General features: G+C 73.6%; 16 protein-coding genes. 5 read left to right on the top strand and 11 right to left on the bottom strand.

Annotation, left to right across the window (positions count from 1 at the left end; all coding sequences use genetic code 11):
- Positions 1-3 precede the first annotated feature (3 nt).
- On the bottom strand, positions 4-981 hold the full coding sequence (locus B1759_RS04480) for a nitroreductase family protein (RefSeq protein WP_095513834.1): 978 nt from the start codon (positions 979-981) through the stop codon (positions 4-6).
- A gap of 195 nt (positions 982-1176) precedes the next feature.
- Between B1759_RS04480 and B1759_RS04475 the strand changes: the two genes are divergently transcribed.
- Positions 1177-1881: a sulfite exporter TauE/SafE family protein gene (locus tag B1759_RS04475; protein ID WP_095513833.1), complete on the top strand. Its 705-nt coding sequence runs from the start codon at positions 1177-1179 to the stop codon at positions 1879-1881.
- 32 nt (positions 1882-1913) lie between these two features.
- On the opposite strand, the gene B1759_RS04470 is transcribed toward B1759_RS04475, so the two are convergent.
- The 10 genes from B1759_RS04470 to B1759_RS20425 all read right to left on the bottom strand — a co-directional run bounded on the left by B1759_RS04470 (position 1914) and on the right by B1759_RS20425 (position 11606).
- The gene (locus tag B1759_RS04470) at positions 1914-2951 is read right to left on the bottom strand and encodes a hypothetical protein (RefSeq protein WP_095513832.1); all 1038 of its coding nucleotides are present in this window, start codon (positions 2949-2951) and stop codon (positions 1914-1916) included.
- Positions 2944-3099 (bottom strand): cbb3-type cytochrome oxidase assembly protein CcoS, encoded by a 156-nt coding sequence (gene ccoS / locus B1759_RS04465; RefSeq protein ID WP_095513831.1) that lies wholly within the window; start codon positions 3097-3099, stop codon positions 2944-2946. Before ccoS ends, B1759_RS04470 begins: the two co-directional genes overlap by 8 nt.
- Positions 3096-5570, bottom strand: coding sequence for a heavy metal translocating P-type ATPase (locus B1759_RS04460; RefSeq protein ID WP_143537259.1), 2475 nt, complete (start codon positions 5568-5570; stop codon positions 3096-3098). The genes ccoS and B1759_RS04460 overlap by 4 nt, the downstream gene beginning before the upstream one ends.
- Positions 5567-5743 carry a hypothetical protein gene (locus tag B1759_RS19625; protein ID WP_158225122.1) on the bottom strand — a complete coding sequence of 59 codons (177 nt, stop codon included), beginning with the start codon at positions 5741-5743 and terminating at the stop codon, positions 5567-5569. The genes B1759_RS04460 and B1759_RS19625 overlap by 4 nt, the downstream gene beginning before the upstream one ends.
- 142 nt (positions 5744-5885) lie before the next feature.
- Positions 5886-7331 (bottom strand): cytochrome c oxidase accessory protein CcoG, encoded by a 1446-nt coding sequence (gene ccoG, locus B1759_RS04455; RefSeq protein WP_095513829.1) that lies wholly within the window; start codon positions 7329-7331, stop codon positions 5886-5888.
- Between the two features lie 32 nt (positions 7332-7363).
- Positions 7364-8041, bottom strand: coding sequence for a c-type cytochrome (locus B1759_RS04450; RefSeq protein ID WP_095513828.1), 678 nt, complete (start codon positions 8039-8041; stop codon positions 7364-7366).
- Positions 8034-8228 (bottom strand): CcoQ/FixQ family Cbb3-type cytochrome c oxidase assembly chaperone, encoded by a 195-nt coding sequence (locus B1759_RS04445; RefSeq protein WP_095513827.1) that lies wholly within the window; start codon positions 8226-8228, stop codon positions 8034-8036. Before B1759_RS04445 ends, B1759_RS04450 begins: the two co-directional genes overlap by 8 nt.
- Before the next feature lie 3 nt (positions 8229-8231).
- Positions 8232-8972: a cytochrome-c oxidase, cbb3-type subunit II gene (gene ccoO, locus B1759_RS04440; RefSeq protein ID WP_095513826.1), complete on the bottom strand. Its 741-nt coding sequence runs from the start codon at positions 8970-8972 to the stop codon at positions 8232-8234.
- Positions 8973-9070: 98 nt separating this feature from the next.
- Positions 9071-10597, bottom strand: coding sequence for a cytochrome-c oxidase, cbb3-type subunit I (gene ccoN, locus B1759_RS04435; protein WP_095513825.1), 1527 nt, complete (start codon positions 10595-10597; stop codon positions 9071-9073).
- Between the two features lie 283 nt (positions 10598-10880).
- The gene (locus B1759_RS20425; protein WP_095513824.1) at positions 10881-11606 is read right to left on the bottom strand and encodes an energy transducer TonB; all 726 of its coding nucleotides are present in this window, start codon (positions 11604-11606) and stop codon (positions 10881-10883) included.
- Positions 11607-11928: 322 nt separating this feature from the next.
- Between B1759_RS20425 and B1759_RS04425 the strand changes: the two genes are divergently transcribed.
- From B1759_RS04425 to B1759_RS04410, 4 genes are all read left to right on the top strand, one after another.
- Complete coding sequence (locus B1759_RS04425; protein WP_095513823.1) at positions 11929-12501, top strand: YceI family protein; 573 nt, start codon at positions 11929-11931, stop codon at positions 12499-12501.
- A 25-nt stretch (positions 12502-12526) separates the two neighbouring features.
- Complete coding sequence (locus tag B1759_RS04420; RefSeq protein WP_095513822.1) at positions 12527-13087, top strand: YceI family protein; 561 nt, start codon at positions 12527-12529, stop codon at positions 13085-13087.
- Between the two features lie 30 nt (positions 13088-13117).
- On the top strand, positions 13118-14434 hold the full coding sequence (locus tag B1759_RS04415) for a hypothetical protein (RefSeq protein ID WP_095513821.1): 1317 nt from the start codon (positions 13118-13120) through the stop codon (positions 14432-14434).
- A gap of 246 nt (positions 14435-14680) precedes the next feature.
- Positions 14681-15613 (top strand): universal stress protein, encoded by a 933-nt coding sequence (locus tag B1759_RS04410; RefSeq protein ID WP_158225121.1) that lies wholly within the window; start codon positions 14681-14683, stop codon positions 15611-15613.
- The last annotated feature ends 22 nt before the right edge of the window (positions 15614-15635 follow it).

Here is a 15635-nt window from a genome sequence, read left to right as displayed (position 1 = left end):
AGGCTACGCGTCGTCGCCGAGATGGTCCACCACGTCGCGGACGCCGCGGCGGCTGGTCGCGGGCTCCACCTGCGGGGCGCCGACCCGGAAGACGGCCTGTGACACCTGCCCGCCGACGAGGCTGCTGACCCGGGAGCGGAGGGCATCCACCTCGACCGGTTCGTTGGCGTACGACGCCGCGAGCCCGTGGTCGGCGGCGGTCACGAGGACGCGTGCGAGCGCCTGTCCCGCCGCCAGCCAGTCCGCCTCGGTGTCGCCGTCCGTGGTGAGCACGAGCGCGGCGGGGGTCTCGCGGATGAGTCGGCTCTTGTAGGCGGCCACCGACGAGGGCGGGGTCCGCATGGCGGCGTGGCGGTCCCAGATCCCCTGGACGCCGTCGCGGACGCCGTCGGGGCGCGGGTCGCCGTCCGGGCGCAGCCAGCGCTCGATGTCGGCGGTCACCTCTCGGTCGCTGCCCTGCGTCAGCACGCCGTCGCGGACGAGGTCGGCCAGGGCATCTTTCTCGTCCTGCGTGTCCAGGATGGCCAGCGAGGCGCCTTCGGCGGCGGCGGCCTGCGCCAGCTCGACCAGGACCGGGAGGGGGACCGGCGCGTCGGCGAAGGGACGACGGTTCGTGTGGCGCGCGAAGAGTGCCCGGTAGTGCCGGTCGTCGGCCGACGGCGGAGCGGTGGGTTCGAAGGTGACGGCCGCGAGCAGGTCCGCGTCGCCACTGGGGAAGGGGAGGACGCCGGGCGCCCAGCCCGCGTGCCGGGCCGCGACGCGGAGGTAGTAGAGCGCCGCGCCGCAGCTCATCGTCAACTCGCGGCCGTCCGGGTCGAGTGCGGAAAGCTGACGCTCGCGGTCGGCGAAGAGCAGCACGCCGGTGCCTGAGACGACGAAGCGCCAGGGTTGGGAGTTGAGGAGGCTCGGAGCGCGGACGGCGACCTCGAGGAGCGCGTCGAGGTCGGAAGGGGCGGGGGCGTCGCGGTGGAGGTCGGGCATGGGAGGGGGGCGGTAGGTGGGGGACAGGCTAGCGGTCTCCGGGCGCGTGCGGCGACCGCGTCGGCCCGGAGGCCGCGCCCGGCCGTCTCGGCGGCCGGTGCCGGGCGGACCCCTACACGGCATGGCGGGGCCTGCCGTCGGAGGCGCCGAGTCCGGGCGCGTAGCCTCGTGCGGTACCCCCTGTCCGTGTCGTCCATGACCCCCCTCGACCTCGCCGCCGTCTTCGCCGCTGGCCTCCTGGGCAGCGCCCACTGCGTCGGGATGTGCGGCGGGTTCGTGGTGTGGCTCGGCGCGGGCGCCCGGCGTGAGGTCGCCGCCCGGCAGGCCGCTTACTTCGGTGGGAAGACGGCCACCTACGCCCTCTTCGGCGCGCTGGCGGGCGCCTTCGGCGCGTCGCTGGCGGATCTGTTCGGCGCCTTCGGCGGGGTGGTGAGCGTCGGCCTCGGCGCCGCGATGGTCGGGCTCGGGCTGGGCCTGTGCGGCGTCGGGTGGGCGCGCGGCACGGCCCCTGGCGGACGGCTGGCCGCGCGGCTGTCGTCCGTCATCGCCCGGCTCCTGGCGTCGCCGAGGCGGGGGGCGCTGGTCGCTCTCGGCATGGTGAACGGGCTCTTGCCGTGCGGCCTCGTCTATGGCATGCTGGCCGTCGCCGCGACCACGGGCGGGGCGGCCACGGGGGCGCTCACGATGGCTGTGTTCGGGCTCGGGACGGTCCCCGCGCTGGCGCTGGCGGGCGTCCTCAGCGGGCGCCTCCGTCCGACCAGCCGCCGCAGGATGCAGCAGCTCGCGGGCGTGCTCGTCGTCGCCATCGGCGTGCTGACCGTCGCGCGCGGGGCGTCGGCCCTCACGCCGGGGCCTGCGGCGGCCCACCACGGCGTCGAGGTCTGCCTCCCGACGCCGTAGCGGGAGCGCCGGGACACGTCCGACGCGCGACTCTACAGCCAGACGGCGGCGAACACGGCGGCGAGGGCGATCAGCAGGCCGCTCGACACCACCATCGCCAGGATCGCGGTCACCATCGCCTGCGAGGTCACCGCGTCCGGGCGCTCGTGGAGCGGGATCAGGTCCATCTCCCGTTGCTGCACGCGCCGGGCATGGTCGCGTTGGAGTCGCTGCGCGGTGCGCGCACGGTCCATCGCCAGCGAGAAGCGCTCCGCCGTGTCGGCGTCGGCGGGGTAGAAGCGGCCGTAGCGGCTCCATGCCGTCGCGCCTCTGCCGACGTGCGCGCGGACGCGCCAGAGCATCTTGTGCCCGGCGGCCGGGACCACGCCCGGCAGCACCAGCTCGGTCGCGCCCCCCGCGTCGAGCGTCAGCACGTCGGCGTCGAAGCGGGTCCGAGGCGACAGTTCCACCTCGTAGCGGTCGGCGCCGGGCACGCTGGTCCAGCGGAGGGCCACGGTCCCGGCGTCGGCCACCTCCCCGCCCAGCGGACCGAGCAGGGTGGGGGCGGCGGCACCGGCGCGGGGGAGCGCCGCGCGCGCCGGGGCGCCGAAGCCGGGCACGCGCGCCCAGTCCACCTCGGGCGCGCCGTCGAGGGCGTCGCCGGTGGCGTAGGGCCAGACCGGGGCGGGCGGGGGCGCGTCCGGGATGTCGGACGCCTGGGCGGCTCGCTCGGACGCGCGACGGCGCGCGGCGGCCTCCGCTTCGGCGCGGTGGGCGATCTCGACATCGGCCTGCGTTCCTGCGTGGAAGCGCGCCGGGGCACTCCAGGCGCCGCCCTCCTGGCGGACCCACCACAGCAGGTCGCCCGCGGGCAAGGCGCCGGCCAGCGTCGCCTCGGTCGAGGGGAGGCCGGTCACTTCGAAGAGGGCGTCGGAGGGCGCCGCAGCGGTGGCCACGCGGAGGTCGAACACGCGGGTGCCGGGCGGCGCGGTCCACCGAAACACGACGGCGTCGAGGGGCGCGACGGCGCCGTCGACGGGCGCGGTCGGGACGGGGCGCGCGGAGGCGGCGCGGGCAGAAGCGTCAGTCATCGGGGTCGGAGAGGTCGTCGAGGAGGATGCGGAGGGCGGGCGTTTCGACATCGTCGAACTGGCCGTCGCGGACGGCCCAGCGGAAGGCGGCCACGGCGGCGAGCGCGAGGCCGAGGGCGAGGGGGACGAGGACGTAGAGGACGTTCACGGTCGGCGGCGCCGGAAGGACGGCTGGGTGAGGGCGAGCCCGACGACGGCGAGCGACGAGACCGGCATCGCGGCGGCGGCGACGAGCGGCGTCACCAGGCCGGCGAGGGCCGCGGAGGCGCCCAGGACGTTGTAGGCGAGCGAGAGCGCGAGAAGCCGGCGGACCGTCTGCATGGCCTGCCCGGCGCCGTCGAGGGTCTCGACGAGCGCGCCGATGCCGGGTCGCGTGAGGAACACGTCGGCGGCGACCAGGGCGGCGGTCGAGCCGCCACCGACGGCCACCCCCACGTCTGCCTGACGGAGCGCCGCGGCGTCGTTGACGCCGTCGCCGACCATCGCCACGACGCGTCCCTCGGCTTGGAGCGCGGCGATGCGGTCGCGCTTGGCCTCGGGCGAGACGCCTCCGTGTGCCTCGGCGATGCCCAGTTCGCGGGCCACGGCGGCGACCACGGCCGGGTCATCGCCGGAGAGCAGGTGGACGGCGGTCCCATCGGCCTGGAGGCGGCGGACGAGCGCGGCGGCCTCGGGACGAAGCCGGTCGCCGACGCCGACGCCACCCGCCCATGCCCCGTCGACGACGATGGCGACGGGCGTTCGTCCGCGCTCGGCGGCCCCCCGGAAGGCGTGCCGGAGGTCGGCAGGGAGAGGGCTCGGCGTCTGCCCGGCGACCCAGTCCGGCCGTCCGACGACGACGGCGTGGCCGGCGACCACGCCGCGGATCCCCGCCCCGGCCTCCGCCTCGACGCAGGTCACCGGCCCGGCCCCGGCGCCGCGAGCGCGCACGAAGGCGTCCGCGACGGGGTGCGTGGCGTGGGCTTCGAGCGCCGCCGCGAGGTCGATGGCGGCCTCCGAGCCGTGTGTCTCCGCCAGGTCCATCCGGCCCTCCGTGAGCGTGCCCGTTTTGTCGAGCACGACCGTGTCCACCTCGGTGAGCCGCTGGACGGCCTCCTCGGACTTGACGAACACGCCCGCGCGGGCGGCGCGGCCCGAGGCGACCGAAAGCGCGAGGGGCGTCGCCATGCCGAGGGCGCACGGGCAGGTGATGACGAGCAGCGCGGCGAGGTGGGACGGCATCTGCGCCGGGTCGAGGACTGCCCACAGAGCCGCCGTCGCCGCGGCCAGCGCGAGCACGGCCAGCACGAAGGCGCCCCCGAGGCGGTCGGCCCAGAGGACCACGGGCGCGCGCCGCACCTCGCCGCGCTCGACCCACGCCAGCAGGCGCCCCACGCGCGTCGCCTCGCCGACGGCGACCGCCCGCACGCGCAGCGGCGCCGTCAGGTTGGTCGTCCCCGCCTCGACGGCGTCGCCGGGGCGGACGGGCTCGGGTCGGGCCTCGCCGGTCAGCGCGGCTCGGTCGAGGCGGCTGGCGCCCGTCTCCACGGCGCCGTCGACCGGCACCACCTCGCCGGGGGGAACCTCCACGAGGTCGCCGGGGCGGATCTCGCCCAGGTCCACGGCGGACGCCGTGCCGTCGGGTCCGACGCGGCGGGCCACGCGGGGCACGAGCGCGAGCAGCCGCTCGGACGCCTCGCCCGCCCGACGGCGGCTCCGGAGCTGGAGCCAGCGGGCCGTCAGCAGCGCCGCGATCAGGACGGCGACCGAGTCGAACCAGACCTCGCCGCGGCCGGTCACCGTCGCCCACGCGCTCTGCCCGGCGCCGACGGCGATGCCCAGCGCGATCGGCGTGTCGAGGTGGAGGTGCCGCACGCTGCGTGCCCGCCACGCCGCCTGCGCTGAGGCCCACGCGCGCAGGAAGAAGGGAGCGGCCCCGTACCCGACCGCCGGCACGATCAGCGCGAGGCTGAGCCACCGGGCGGCGCTCGCCAGCGGCGCCGTCGGGTCGGCGTCGAGGCCGCTGTAGAGGGCGAAGGCGATCAGCATCACGTTGCCCGCCAGCGCCCACGCGATCCCCATCCGCACCAGCAGAGCCCGCTCGGCGTCCGTCGCCGTGCCCGCCTCGGGCCGGGAGGGACGCGCAGCGTAGCCGAACCGCGCCAGCCACCGCCCGACCTCGCTCAGGCGCACCCGCTCGGGGTCGAAGGTCAGCGTGAGGCGGGCGCGCGGGAGGTCCAGTCGGGCAGCCGTCACGCCCGGCATCTCGTGTGGCAGCCGCTCGACGACCCACACGCAGGCCGCGCAGTGGACGCCGTCCACGAACAGGTCTGCCTCGCGCCCACCGTCGACGGGGCGGGTGGAGGATTCCAGAAAGGCCGCGTGGTCGAGTTCGGCCAGCGCCAGCGCCTCGGGTGTCTGGGGGCGCTCCCGCCGCCCGGGCGCGACCTCGCGGAGCCGGTCTACCGTTGCCTGGAAGCCCGCCTCGGCGAGCGCGTCGCGGACGACCGCGCAGCCGGTGCAGCAGCACGCCTCGCCCGCTGCCGTCCGCGCAGGTCGGGGGCCGACGGGCAGGGCGCAGTGCGCGCACGGCGCGTCCGCCTCTGCGTCGCGGGGAGGGGAGAGGACGGTCGTGGTCACGGAGCCGCGTGCGTCGGCGTCTCGACCATGCGGACTCCGCCGTCGGAGCGGGCCGCGATCAGGGTGCCCACGGCAGCCACGACGCTGATGACCAGCAACAGGATGACGAACGCGGGCCACGCGATGTGCGGCGGCACGAGCGGGGGGCGGCGATCGGAGGGAGGCGGCGTCATAGAGAGAGGGGCACCGGCCAGGAGGCGAGGTGCGACGCAGGATCGCCCAGCCGCGGGGCGGGGCTCGCCCGCCGGTCCCGTCGCCCCGGGCCGGGCCGCCCCGTCAGCCCGTGTAGGGGGCGGCCCCACAGGGCCGGCGCGGTCAGCGGCTGGGGCCGAGCAGCGTGAACGGCACGTCGCGCGTGCTCCCGTCGGCGAACGTCAGGCGGACGACCGCCGGGGTCTGCGCGTCGCCCCCGAACGCCGCCTCGGGGACGACGAGGAAGCCCTCTACGCGCGCCATCGCGCGTGACGCCACCGGCACCGGTTGGACGGCCCCCACGCGGAGCGTTCCGCCCTCGGGCGCCAGCAGGTCCAGCCGCACGCTGCCGTCGGTCGCGGTCTGGTTGCGGACCCGCAGCCGGAAGCGGTTGGCGACCGTCCCGTCGGCCAGCTCCACGAAGGGGTCGCCCACCGCCCGCCCGAGGTCGATGTCGTACGGCTGGCGCGTGGCCAGCGCGATCGTGAACACGGTCCCGACGGCCAGCAGCAGCAGCCCGTACGCCACCGTCCGCCCGCGGACGACGCGCGTCGGGGCGCCCTCCAGCGCGCGCTCGGACGTGTAGCGGATCAGCCCGCGGCGCAGGTCCAGCCGGTCCATGATGGCGTCGCAGGCGTCGATGCACTGCGTGCAGGCGATGCACTCCATCTGGAGCCCGTCGCGGATGTCGATGCCCGTCGGGCACGTCCGCACACAGGCGGCGCAGTCGATGCAGTCGCCCAGGGGGGGCGCCTCGCCCGTCGCCTCCGCCGCGAGCGCCTTCTTGCCCCGCTTCGCCCGAGGCTCCCCGCGCGCCGGGTCGTAGGACACGATCAGCGAGTCCGGGTCCAGCAGCACCGACTGGAAGCGAGCGTACGGGCAGGTGATGGTGCACATCTGCTCGCGGAAGATGCCGAAGTCGAACAGCACGAGCCCGGTCGTGAGCGTCGCCATCACGAAGTAGGGCCAGTGCTCGGTCGGCGGGCCGGTCATCCACCCGATCAGCCGCTCCCACCCGACGACGTACGCGGTGAAGGTGTGGGCGAGGAACGCAGAGACGACCACGTAGACCCCCCACTTGGCGGCCTTCCGCCAGGCCTTGTCGAGCGTCCAGCCGCCCGCGTCGCGCCGCGCGCGGACGTGCTCCGGACCCTCGATGAACCGCTCGACGGGGCGGTACAGGAACTCCAGATACACCGTCTGCGGACAGCCCCAGCCGCACCAGACGCGCCCGAGCAGCGCCGTCAGCAGGGCCACCGACACCAGCAGCGCGATGCCGAGCAGCATCAGGAAGAACGTGTCGGTGGGGTAGAAGGTGAAGCCGAAGAACGTGAACTCGCGCGCCGCCACGTCCAGCAGCACCGCCGGCCGCCCCCCGATCTTGACGATGGGCAGCGCGACGAAGAACGCGATCAGGCCCCAGCCGACGAGCAGCCGGCGGCGCCAGAAGCGCCCGGTGCTGGGCGTCGGGTAGAGCCAGCGGCGCGAGCCGTCGGCGTGGAGCGTGGACAGGACGTCCTCGGGCGAGTCGAGGATGCCGACGGCGTCGGCCGGGATGAATGCAGACATGAGGGGCTCCGCCTCGGGGCCGAGGCGGCGGGTCAGAGCGCGAGGTCGCCCTCGGGCGCCTTCGGGTTGGGCGGGTCGGTGCCCTGGAGCGAGAGGACGTAGGCCATCGCCTGCGCCTGCTCCTCTTCCGAGAGCGACGCGTCCCAGGCGGGCATCCCCTTGTCCAGCACCCCCTCCGAGATCACGCGGTAGATGTCGCTCGGCGTGTTGCCGTGGACCCAGTAGGCGTCGGTCAGGTTGGGCCCGACGAGCCCCTCGCCCTGGGTGCCGTGGCACGTCGCGCAGGTCGAGGCGAACGTGGCCGCGCCCGCGGCAGCGAAGGCCGGGTCGTCGGCGTACTCGCGGAGGGCGCCCTCGTCGGTCTTGAAGGACGGCCCGGTGGCCGCATAGACCGCGCGGACCTCCTCCAGCCGCTGGCCCGCCTCGGCAAAGTCCTCCTCGTAGGTGTCGATCCAGTCGAACACGTGGATGCCTAGCATGTAGACCGGCGCGAACAGGACGCAGGCCCAGAACAGGCCCACCCACCAGCCGGGCATCGGGTTGTCGTACTCCCGGATGCCGTCGTAGGTGTGGCCCTGGATGACGAGGTCGTCGGTGCCCTCGCCCACGGCGACGGTGGGCAGGACGTCGGCGTCGGCGTCGCGGAGCGGGGAGGCCGGGTCGGGGACGGCCGGGCCGTCGGGCTCGGCAGCGGGGAGGGGCTCAGACATGGTCGGGGGCGGACTCGGGGAAGAACTCGCCGTCGTCGGCGAGCGGCTGCTGCTTCAGGTCCTCACGCTGGCGCTTGGACATCGTGAGGGCGTAGGCCACGACCAGCACGAAGGCGACCACGAAGGCGACCACGGCCACCTCGGCGAGGGCGCCGGTCTGGAGGGCTCGGACGGTGTCTTTCCACATGGCTCAGCGGGTGAGGGCGACGGTGGCGGTGTCGGGTGACGTGACGGGCTCGGGCTCGGCGGCCCGGGCCGCGTCCACGCCGAGGCGCTGGAGGTAGGCCACCAGGGCGACGATCTCGCGGTCGGCCAGCCGGTCCGGCCCGCCCTGGGCGACGATCTGCGCCGCGACCGAGTCGGCCTGGGCGCGGGCGGTGGCGACGGCGCCCGCCGCGTCGGCCTGGGAGTAGGGCACGCCGAGGCGGGCGAGGCCGCGCAGCTTCGCCGGCAGGCCGTCCAGGTCCAGCTCGGTCGTGAGCAGGTGCGGGTACGGCGGCATGATGGAGCCCGGCGACGTGGACGTCGGCTCCTCCATGTGGCGCACGTGCCACAGATGCGGGTACTTGCCGCCCAGGCGGGCGAGGTCGGGGCCGGTCCGCTTCGAGCCCCACAGGAAGGGCGTCTCGTAGGCCCCCTCGGCGGCCGTCGAGGCCGGGCCGTAGCGCAGCGCCTCGTCCTGGAACGGCCGCACCATCTGGCTGTGGCAGTTGTTGCAGCCCTCGGCGATGTAGAGGTCGCGGCCGGCCAGCTCCAGCGGGGTGTAGGGTTCCAGCGTCTCCAGCGGCTCGACGGCGCCGCCGACGAGGAAGATGGGCGCGAACTCGACCACAGTACCGACGAGGATCGCGAGCGTGGTCAGGACGGTGAAGACCAGCGGCCAGCCTTCGAGGCGGCGATGGGCGCCGTTGGCGGAGAGGAAGCGGCTCATGGGGAGGGGAGGAGGGCCAGGGACCGGGCGGAGGGCGCCAGGAGCAGAGAGGCGGTGGGGAGGACCATCGGGCTCGGCCACCGGCCGTTCGCTGCGACCTAGCTGGCGAGGACGGGGGACGAGGCGGCGTGCCCGTCGCCCCCGAGGCGGGGCACCGCGACGGCCGGGTCGGGCAGGCTGCTCGGCGCCTTCCGGATGGTCATGAACAGGTTGACCATCATGAACACCACGCCGACGAGGTACATCGTCCCGCCGATCAGGCGGACCCAGTACATCGGGCGGATCTGGACGACGGTCTCGATGAAGTCAGGGTAGAGCAGGCGCCCGGCGTCGTCGAAGGCGCGCCACATGAGGCCCTGCGTGACGCCCGAGGTGTACATCGCGATCACGTACAGCAGGATGCCGATCGTCCCGATCCAGAAGTGCCACGTGGCCAGCTTCTGGCTCCACAGCGGCGTCCGCCACAGGCGCGGCGCGAGCCAGTAGATCATCCCGAAGGTCATGAACCCGTTCCAGCCGAGCGCCCCCGAGTGGACGTGCGCGATGTTCCAGTCCGTGTAGTGGCTCAGCGCGTTGACCGTCTTGATGGACAGCATCGGGCCCTCGAAGGTGGCCATCCCGTAGAAGGTGATCCCCACCACGAACATCTTCAGCACCACGCTGTCGCGCAGCTTGTGCCACGCGCCGCGGAGCGTGAACAGGCCGTTGATCATGCCGCCCCAACTGGGCATCCACAGCATCACGGAGAACACCATGCCCAGCGTCGCGGCCCACTCCGGGACGGCGGTGTACTGGAGGTGGTGCGGCCCGGCCCAGATGTAGATGAACACCAGGCTCCAGAAGTGGACGATCGAGAGCCGGTACGAGAACACCGGGCGCTCGGCCGCCTTCGGGAGGAAGTAGTACATCAGCCCCAGGAAGGGCGTCGTCAGGAAGAAGGCGACCGCGTTGTGGCCGTACCACCACTGCACGAGCGCGTCCTGGACGCCCTTGTAGATCGGGTAGCTCTTCGTCAGCGAGATCGGCAGCGCCATCGAGTTGCCGATGTGCAGCACGGCGACCGTCACGATGGTGGCGATGTAGAACCAGAGCGCGACGTACATGTGCTTCTCGCGGCGCCGGTAGAGCGTCCCGAAGAAGTTGACCGCGAACACGACCCAGATGACGGTGATCGCGAGGTCGATGGGCCACTCCAGCTCGGCGTACTCCTTCGAGGTCGTGATGCCGAGCGGCAGCGTGATCGCGGCGCTCACGATGATGGCCTGCCAGCCCCAGAAGTGGACCTTGCTCATCAGGTCCGAGAACATCCGGGCCTTGCACAGCCGCTGTGTGCTGTAGTAGATGGCCGCGAAGATGGCGTTGCCGGCGAAGGCGAAGATGACGGCGTTCGTGTGGAGCGGGCGCAGCCGCCCGAACGACAGGTACTCGCCGAGGTTGGCCTCGGGGAAGGGCAGCTGGAGCGCCAGCAGCGCGCCCACCAGCATCCCGACGAAGCCCCAGACCGTCGTCGCGATGACGAACTGGCGCACGATCCGGTCGTCGTAGGTGAACACCTCGAACCGGGAGGCGTCCGGTGCAGTGCCGGGGAGGACGGGCGCCGCGACGGCGGCGGACGAATCGGACATCGGGGGCGAAGGGGGTGACGGCTCCAAGTGACCCACGCGAGGGGAGGGGGCGGGACGGTCGGCCCCGCAGGCCCCGGCCGGGCGCTCGCGGTCGGGCCTGTAGGGGCATGCCTTACAGCCGGCTCTCCGCCTCGGGCGTGCCGCCAGGACCGCGACGGCGCCCACACGCGGGACGCTGCCTCATTTCGCTCGTGCCTCCGACCGCGCGGCTCGCCGATACAGAGAGGGGCGACGGCCCCGCTGCCGCCGCCCCGCGTCTGCCGCCGTGCCGAGGCGGACGGGGTCAGTCCCTGGTGAGGGTGAACGTGACCGGGACGGCGTAGCGGACCCGGACGGGGCGGCCCTGCTGCTGGCCGGGCCGGAACTGGCTCGCGAGGATGGCTTCCACCGCGGCGTCCGAGAGCAGCTGGTTGGGGCTCCGCAGGACGACCGGGTCGATCACGTTCCCGCGCTCGTCGACGACGAACTGGACGACGACCTGGCCCTCGATGCCCGCGCGGATGGCGAACTCGGGGTACTCGACCCGTGCCTGGAGTCCGGCCAGGCCACCGATCAACTCGGGCTGGATTTCGGCGACCTCGAAGATCTCGGGCTCGGTGGACTCCACGACGGGCGGCGGAGGCGGTGGCGGCGGCGCGATCGGCGTCGGAGGAGGCTCGGGCGGCGGCGGGGGCGCGGCGGGGGGAGTCGGCGGGGGCGCGACGCTCCTGTCGAGGTCGAGCACGACCTCCTCGATCATCTCCTCCTCGATCTGGAGGTCGTCGGCCACCTCCACGGGCGGCGGAAGCGCGGCGGGTGGGGGCGGCGGGGGCTGGACCTGCTGCGTCTGCTCGATGTCTTGCAGCTCGATTACTTCGTTCGTGCCTTCGATCACGGTCACGTTCTCGCCAGTCGGGAGCGGGACGGTGAAGGCGACGATGGCGATGCCGAGGGACGCGATGAAGCCGATCTGGCGGTGGACGACGAGCCAGCGGGCGGAGTCGGCGGACGGGGCTTTGCGGAGGGCCATGGTGCCGGAGGCGAGAGGAGGCCCGCAACGTCGGCCGGGCGGCGCCGGCGGTCTGCAGGGAGGCTCCACGTCTCGCGCTCGGGCTTCATCCCTCTGATACGTAAGGCATGGCCCCACGGTCGGTCATGGCCGGCCGGGTGCCGGAATGGTGAGTGGAAAAACCGGCGGGTTGTATGGCGAGGCGTGGCCGGGCAGATGTGCGGGGGCAGGCCCCACAGGGGGGTGAGGTCCGCGGCCTACGGACCATCGCGGACCGTCGCTGGCAAAGAGCGGGACGGCCGACGGGCACCTTGGCGTCGTCCGCTCTCGCCCCCCTCCAGCCATGACTCTCCGCACTCGTTCCCTCCTCCTCGTGACGGTCCTCGTCCTCGGCGTCGCCGGGTGGCAGGCGCTCCCCCGCTTCACGTTCGCCTCCGGCAGCCGCATCTGGGTGGAGGGCACGTCCAACGTCCACGACTGGTCGTGCGACGCCGGTCAGACCTCCGCCACGCTCGACGCCGCCCTGTCCGGCAGCGCCATCTCCGGCCTCAGCGCCCTCACGGTCACCGTGCCGGTCGCCGGGCTGGACTGCGACAACGGCATCATGAACGGCAAGCTGCGCGACGCGCTCGGCTCGTCGCCGATACGCTTCACGCTCACCAGCGCGCGGGTGGGGTCGCCCAACAACGGCCGCTTCCTCATCGAGGCGGACGGCCAGCTCTCGATCCACGGCACGACCCGCACCCAGCGCGTCCGCGCCAACGGGCAGGCGCTCAGCGGCGGTCGGTTCCGCTTCACCGGCGAGGTGCCGGTCACGATGAGCCAGTTCGGCGTCGCCCCGCCGCGCGCCATGGCCGGTGCCCTGCGGACCGGCGACGCCGTCACGGTCCGCTTCGACGTAACGGCCACTCGCTAGACCGTCTGCTCTCGCCGCTCCCGCCATGCTCCGCCTCGGTCTCCTCGTCTCCATCCTCGTCGGCGTCACGGCCACCGCGCCGCCTCGCTACGAGGTCGCCTCGGGCAGTCGCGTCTGGATCGACGGCACCGCGACGACGGGTGCCTGGACGTGCGAGGCCGACGAGGTCCGGGGCCACGGTCTGGTGGCCGACGGCGCCGACCTCGCGGCCGAGGGCACGGTGCCGGTGCGCGACTTCGACTGCGGCTCGGGCCCGATGAACCGGGACCTGTACCGCGCCCTCCAGGCCGACGCTCACCCGACCATCGCCTTCGTGCTCACCCACGCCGACGCCCCTCGGGCCGGCGCCGTGGGCGCCTGGGCGCCGGTCCGGGCCACCGGCACCCTTCAGATCGCGGGCGCCACGCGGCGCGTGTCGGTCGCCGCCGAAGGGCGCCGCCTGGGCGACGGCCGCGTCGCCCTCCGGGGCGAGCACGCGCTCCGCATGACCGACTTCGGCATCCGGCCCCCTTCCCACGCGCTCGGCCTCGTCCGCGCGCACGACGCCATCGTCGCCCGCTTCGACCTCGTCGCCGTCGCTCGCTGACGGCCCCTCACCCCCCATCCCCTCCTTCCCATGACCTTCCTCCGCTTCCTGCTCCTGGGCGCGCTCGCCTCGCTGGCCGTCGCCCCCTCGGCCCAGATCGCCGACAACACTGGGGAGCCCGCGCCCCGCACCGAGGCACCCCAGCCTGAGGCCAGCGTGCAGACCGGTCCCTCGCTGCAGTACTACCGGGAGCCGGGGCAGAACGGCATCAACGTCTTCGAGGCCCCCAAGGAGGCCGGGGCGCGCTTCGACGGCCTGGCCGTGCACGTCGGCGGTGACTTCGCGATCCAGTTCCAGGGACTCTCCCAGTCGAACGACACCAACTCGTTGGTCGACCTCGCGCCCAACTTCAACCTGCCGTCGGCGAACCTGAACCTCGATGTCCAGATCGCGAACGGCATGCGGATGCACCTCCGCACCTACCTCTCTTCGCGCCACCACACCGAGTCGTACGTGAAGGGCGGCTACTTCCAGATGGACAACCTGGACTTCATCCAGGAGGGCTTCCTGTCGAGCGTCATGGACGTGACCACGCTGCGGTTCGGCATGGACGAGATCAACTACGGCGACGCGCACTTCCGCCGCTCGGACAACGCCGCTGTGATCTACAACCCGTTCGTGGGGAACTACATCATGGACTCGTTCACGACGGAGCCGTACGCGGAAGTGACCGTGCAGACCTCCGGCTTCATCGGCGTCGCCGGTCTCTCGAACGGGCGCCTCAACCAGAGCCCGCTCTCGGGCGACAACGGCGTCGCGATGTACGGCAAGGTGGGGTATGACACCCAGGTCAACGAGACGATGCGGGCGCGTCTGACGGCCTCCGTCTACCACAGCACCGACGGCGGGACGCGGGACTACCTCTACGGCGGCGACCGCGCCGGGGCCCGGTACTACAACATCCTCCAGGTCCAGGGCGAGGACGCCAGCGACTTCCTGCCCCGCTTCAACCCGCGCTTCGCGACGCAGACGGCGGTCCAGGTCAACCCGTTCGTGAAGGTGATGGGCGCCGAGTTCTTCGGCGTCTTCGAGCGGGCCATGGGGGGCGGCGACACCGACGGCGGCTACACCCAGCTCGGTGGCGAGCTGCTCTACCGCTTCGGCGCGGACGAGAGCTTCTACGTGGGGGGGCGCTTCAACACGGTCAGCGGGGAGCAGACCGACGGCGGCGCCGAGGTGGACATCCAGCGCGTCAACGTGGGCGGCGGGTGGTTCCTGACGCCCAACGTGCTGGCCAAGGCCGAGTACGTGTCGCAGACCTACGACGGGGCGGCCTACGACGGCAACGCCCAGTTCCAGGGCGCCGAGTTCAGTGGTGCGATGCTCGAAGCGACCATCAGCTTCTAGACCATCGTTCGGGTAGGTATCGGACCCCCCGTACCCGCCTGCGATTCGCTCTCGCCTCTGCCTCCGGTTGGTTCTCGAGGGGTCGGCTCCAGGTGAGCCGGCCCCTTTCTCTGTGTCCGGGGTGCCGTCGTAGGGGAGCACCCGGCAGCCGGGCGGGGCCGATGCCGACGCCGGCCGACCGGCAGCCACGGCATGGGCGCAGCTCCGGAGCGGGTACGCTGGGGCATCGCTTCGCCTCCTTCTCCCATGCTGTCCCTTCGCACCCTCCTCTGCGCGTTCGACGACTCCGTGCCGTCGGCGCAGGCCCTCGTCGCCGCGGCCGACCTCGCCGAGCGCGTGCACGCCACGCTCCACATCGTCCAGGTGGACCCGCTGTTCCACGCCCCGAAGTCGCACGCCGACGGGACCGACCTGAAGGCGCTGTATCGCAGTCGGATTCAGGTGGCGGTGGACCGTCTCCTGGGGGAGGGGGCCTTCGACGTCCTCGCCCCGGTCCTCCACGTCCTCCAGAGCGAGACGCCGGCCGATGGCATCCTGCGCTGCGCGGCCGAGGTGGGCGCGGACCTGGTGGTGCTCGGCACACACCGCCGCCGCGGACTCGAGCGACTGCTGGCAGGGAGCGTCGCGGCGGAGGTGCTCCGCCGGTCCTCGGTGCCGGTCCTCGTCGCGTCTGCGTCGACCGTGCCGGGCCCAGAGGCGCCGGTGGTCGCCGCGGTAGATCTGGAGGACCCGAGCCTGCGGGCACTCGAAGTGGCCCGCGACGTCGCGGCGGTGTTCGGCGCGTCGCTCCAGTTGGCCACCGTCCGCGCCGTGACGCCCGACACCCTGGTCGGCACCGGGCCGCATCGGAAGCGGCTGGCGCCCTCCCCGGAGAAGGTCTCACGCGAGGCGGCGCACGCGGCCCTCGGCACGGTCGCCGAGGCGGTGTCGGTGGTCGGCGCCGAGACGCACGTGCTTCCCGGCGTCCCCGTACCGGATCTGGTGCACCTCGCCGAGCGGACCCGCGCCGGTCTGCTGGTGGTCGGGACACACGGACGGCACGGGTGGGACCGGCTCCGCCTCGGCAGCGTGGCCGAGGGCGTCGTGACGGAGGCGCCGTGCTCGGTGCTGGTCGTTCCCCTCGCGGCTCGCCCCGCTGCGGCGGCGTCCGGGGGGATCGTGGCATTGCATGAGGATTAGTTACGGTGGGATGCGTAGCCTA

The sequence above is a fragment of the Rubrivirga sp. SAORIC476 genome (assembly GCF_002283555.1).
Taxonomy (GTDB): domain Bacteria; phylum Bacteroidota; class Rhodothermia; order Rhodothermales; family Rubricoccaceae; genus Rubrivirga.
Note: the sequence above shows the minus strand (reverse complement) of the source record. Positions and strands in the feature narration are given on the sequence as shown.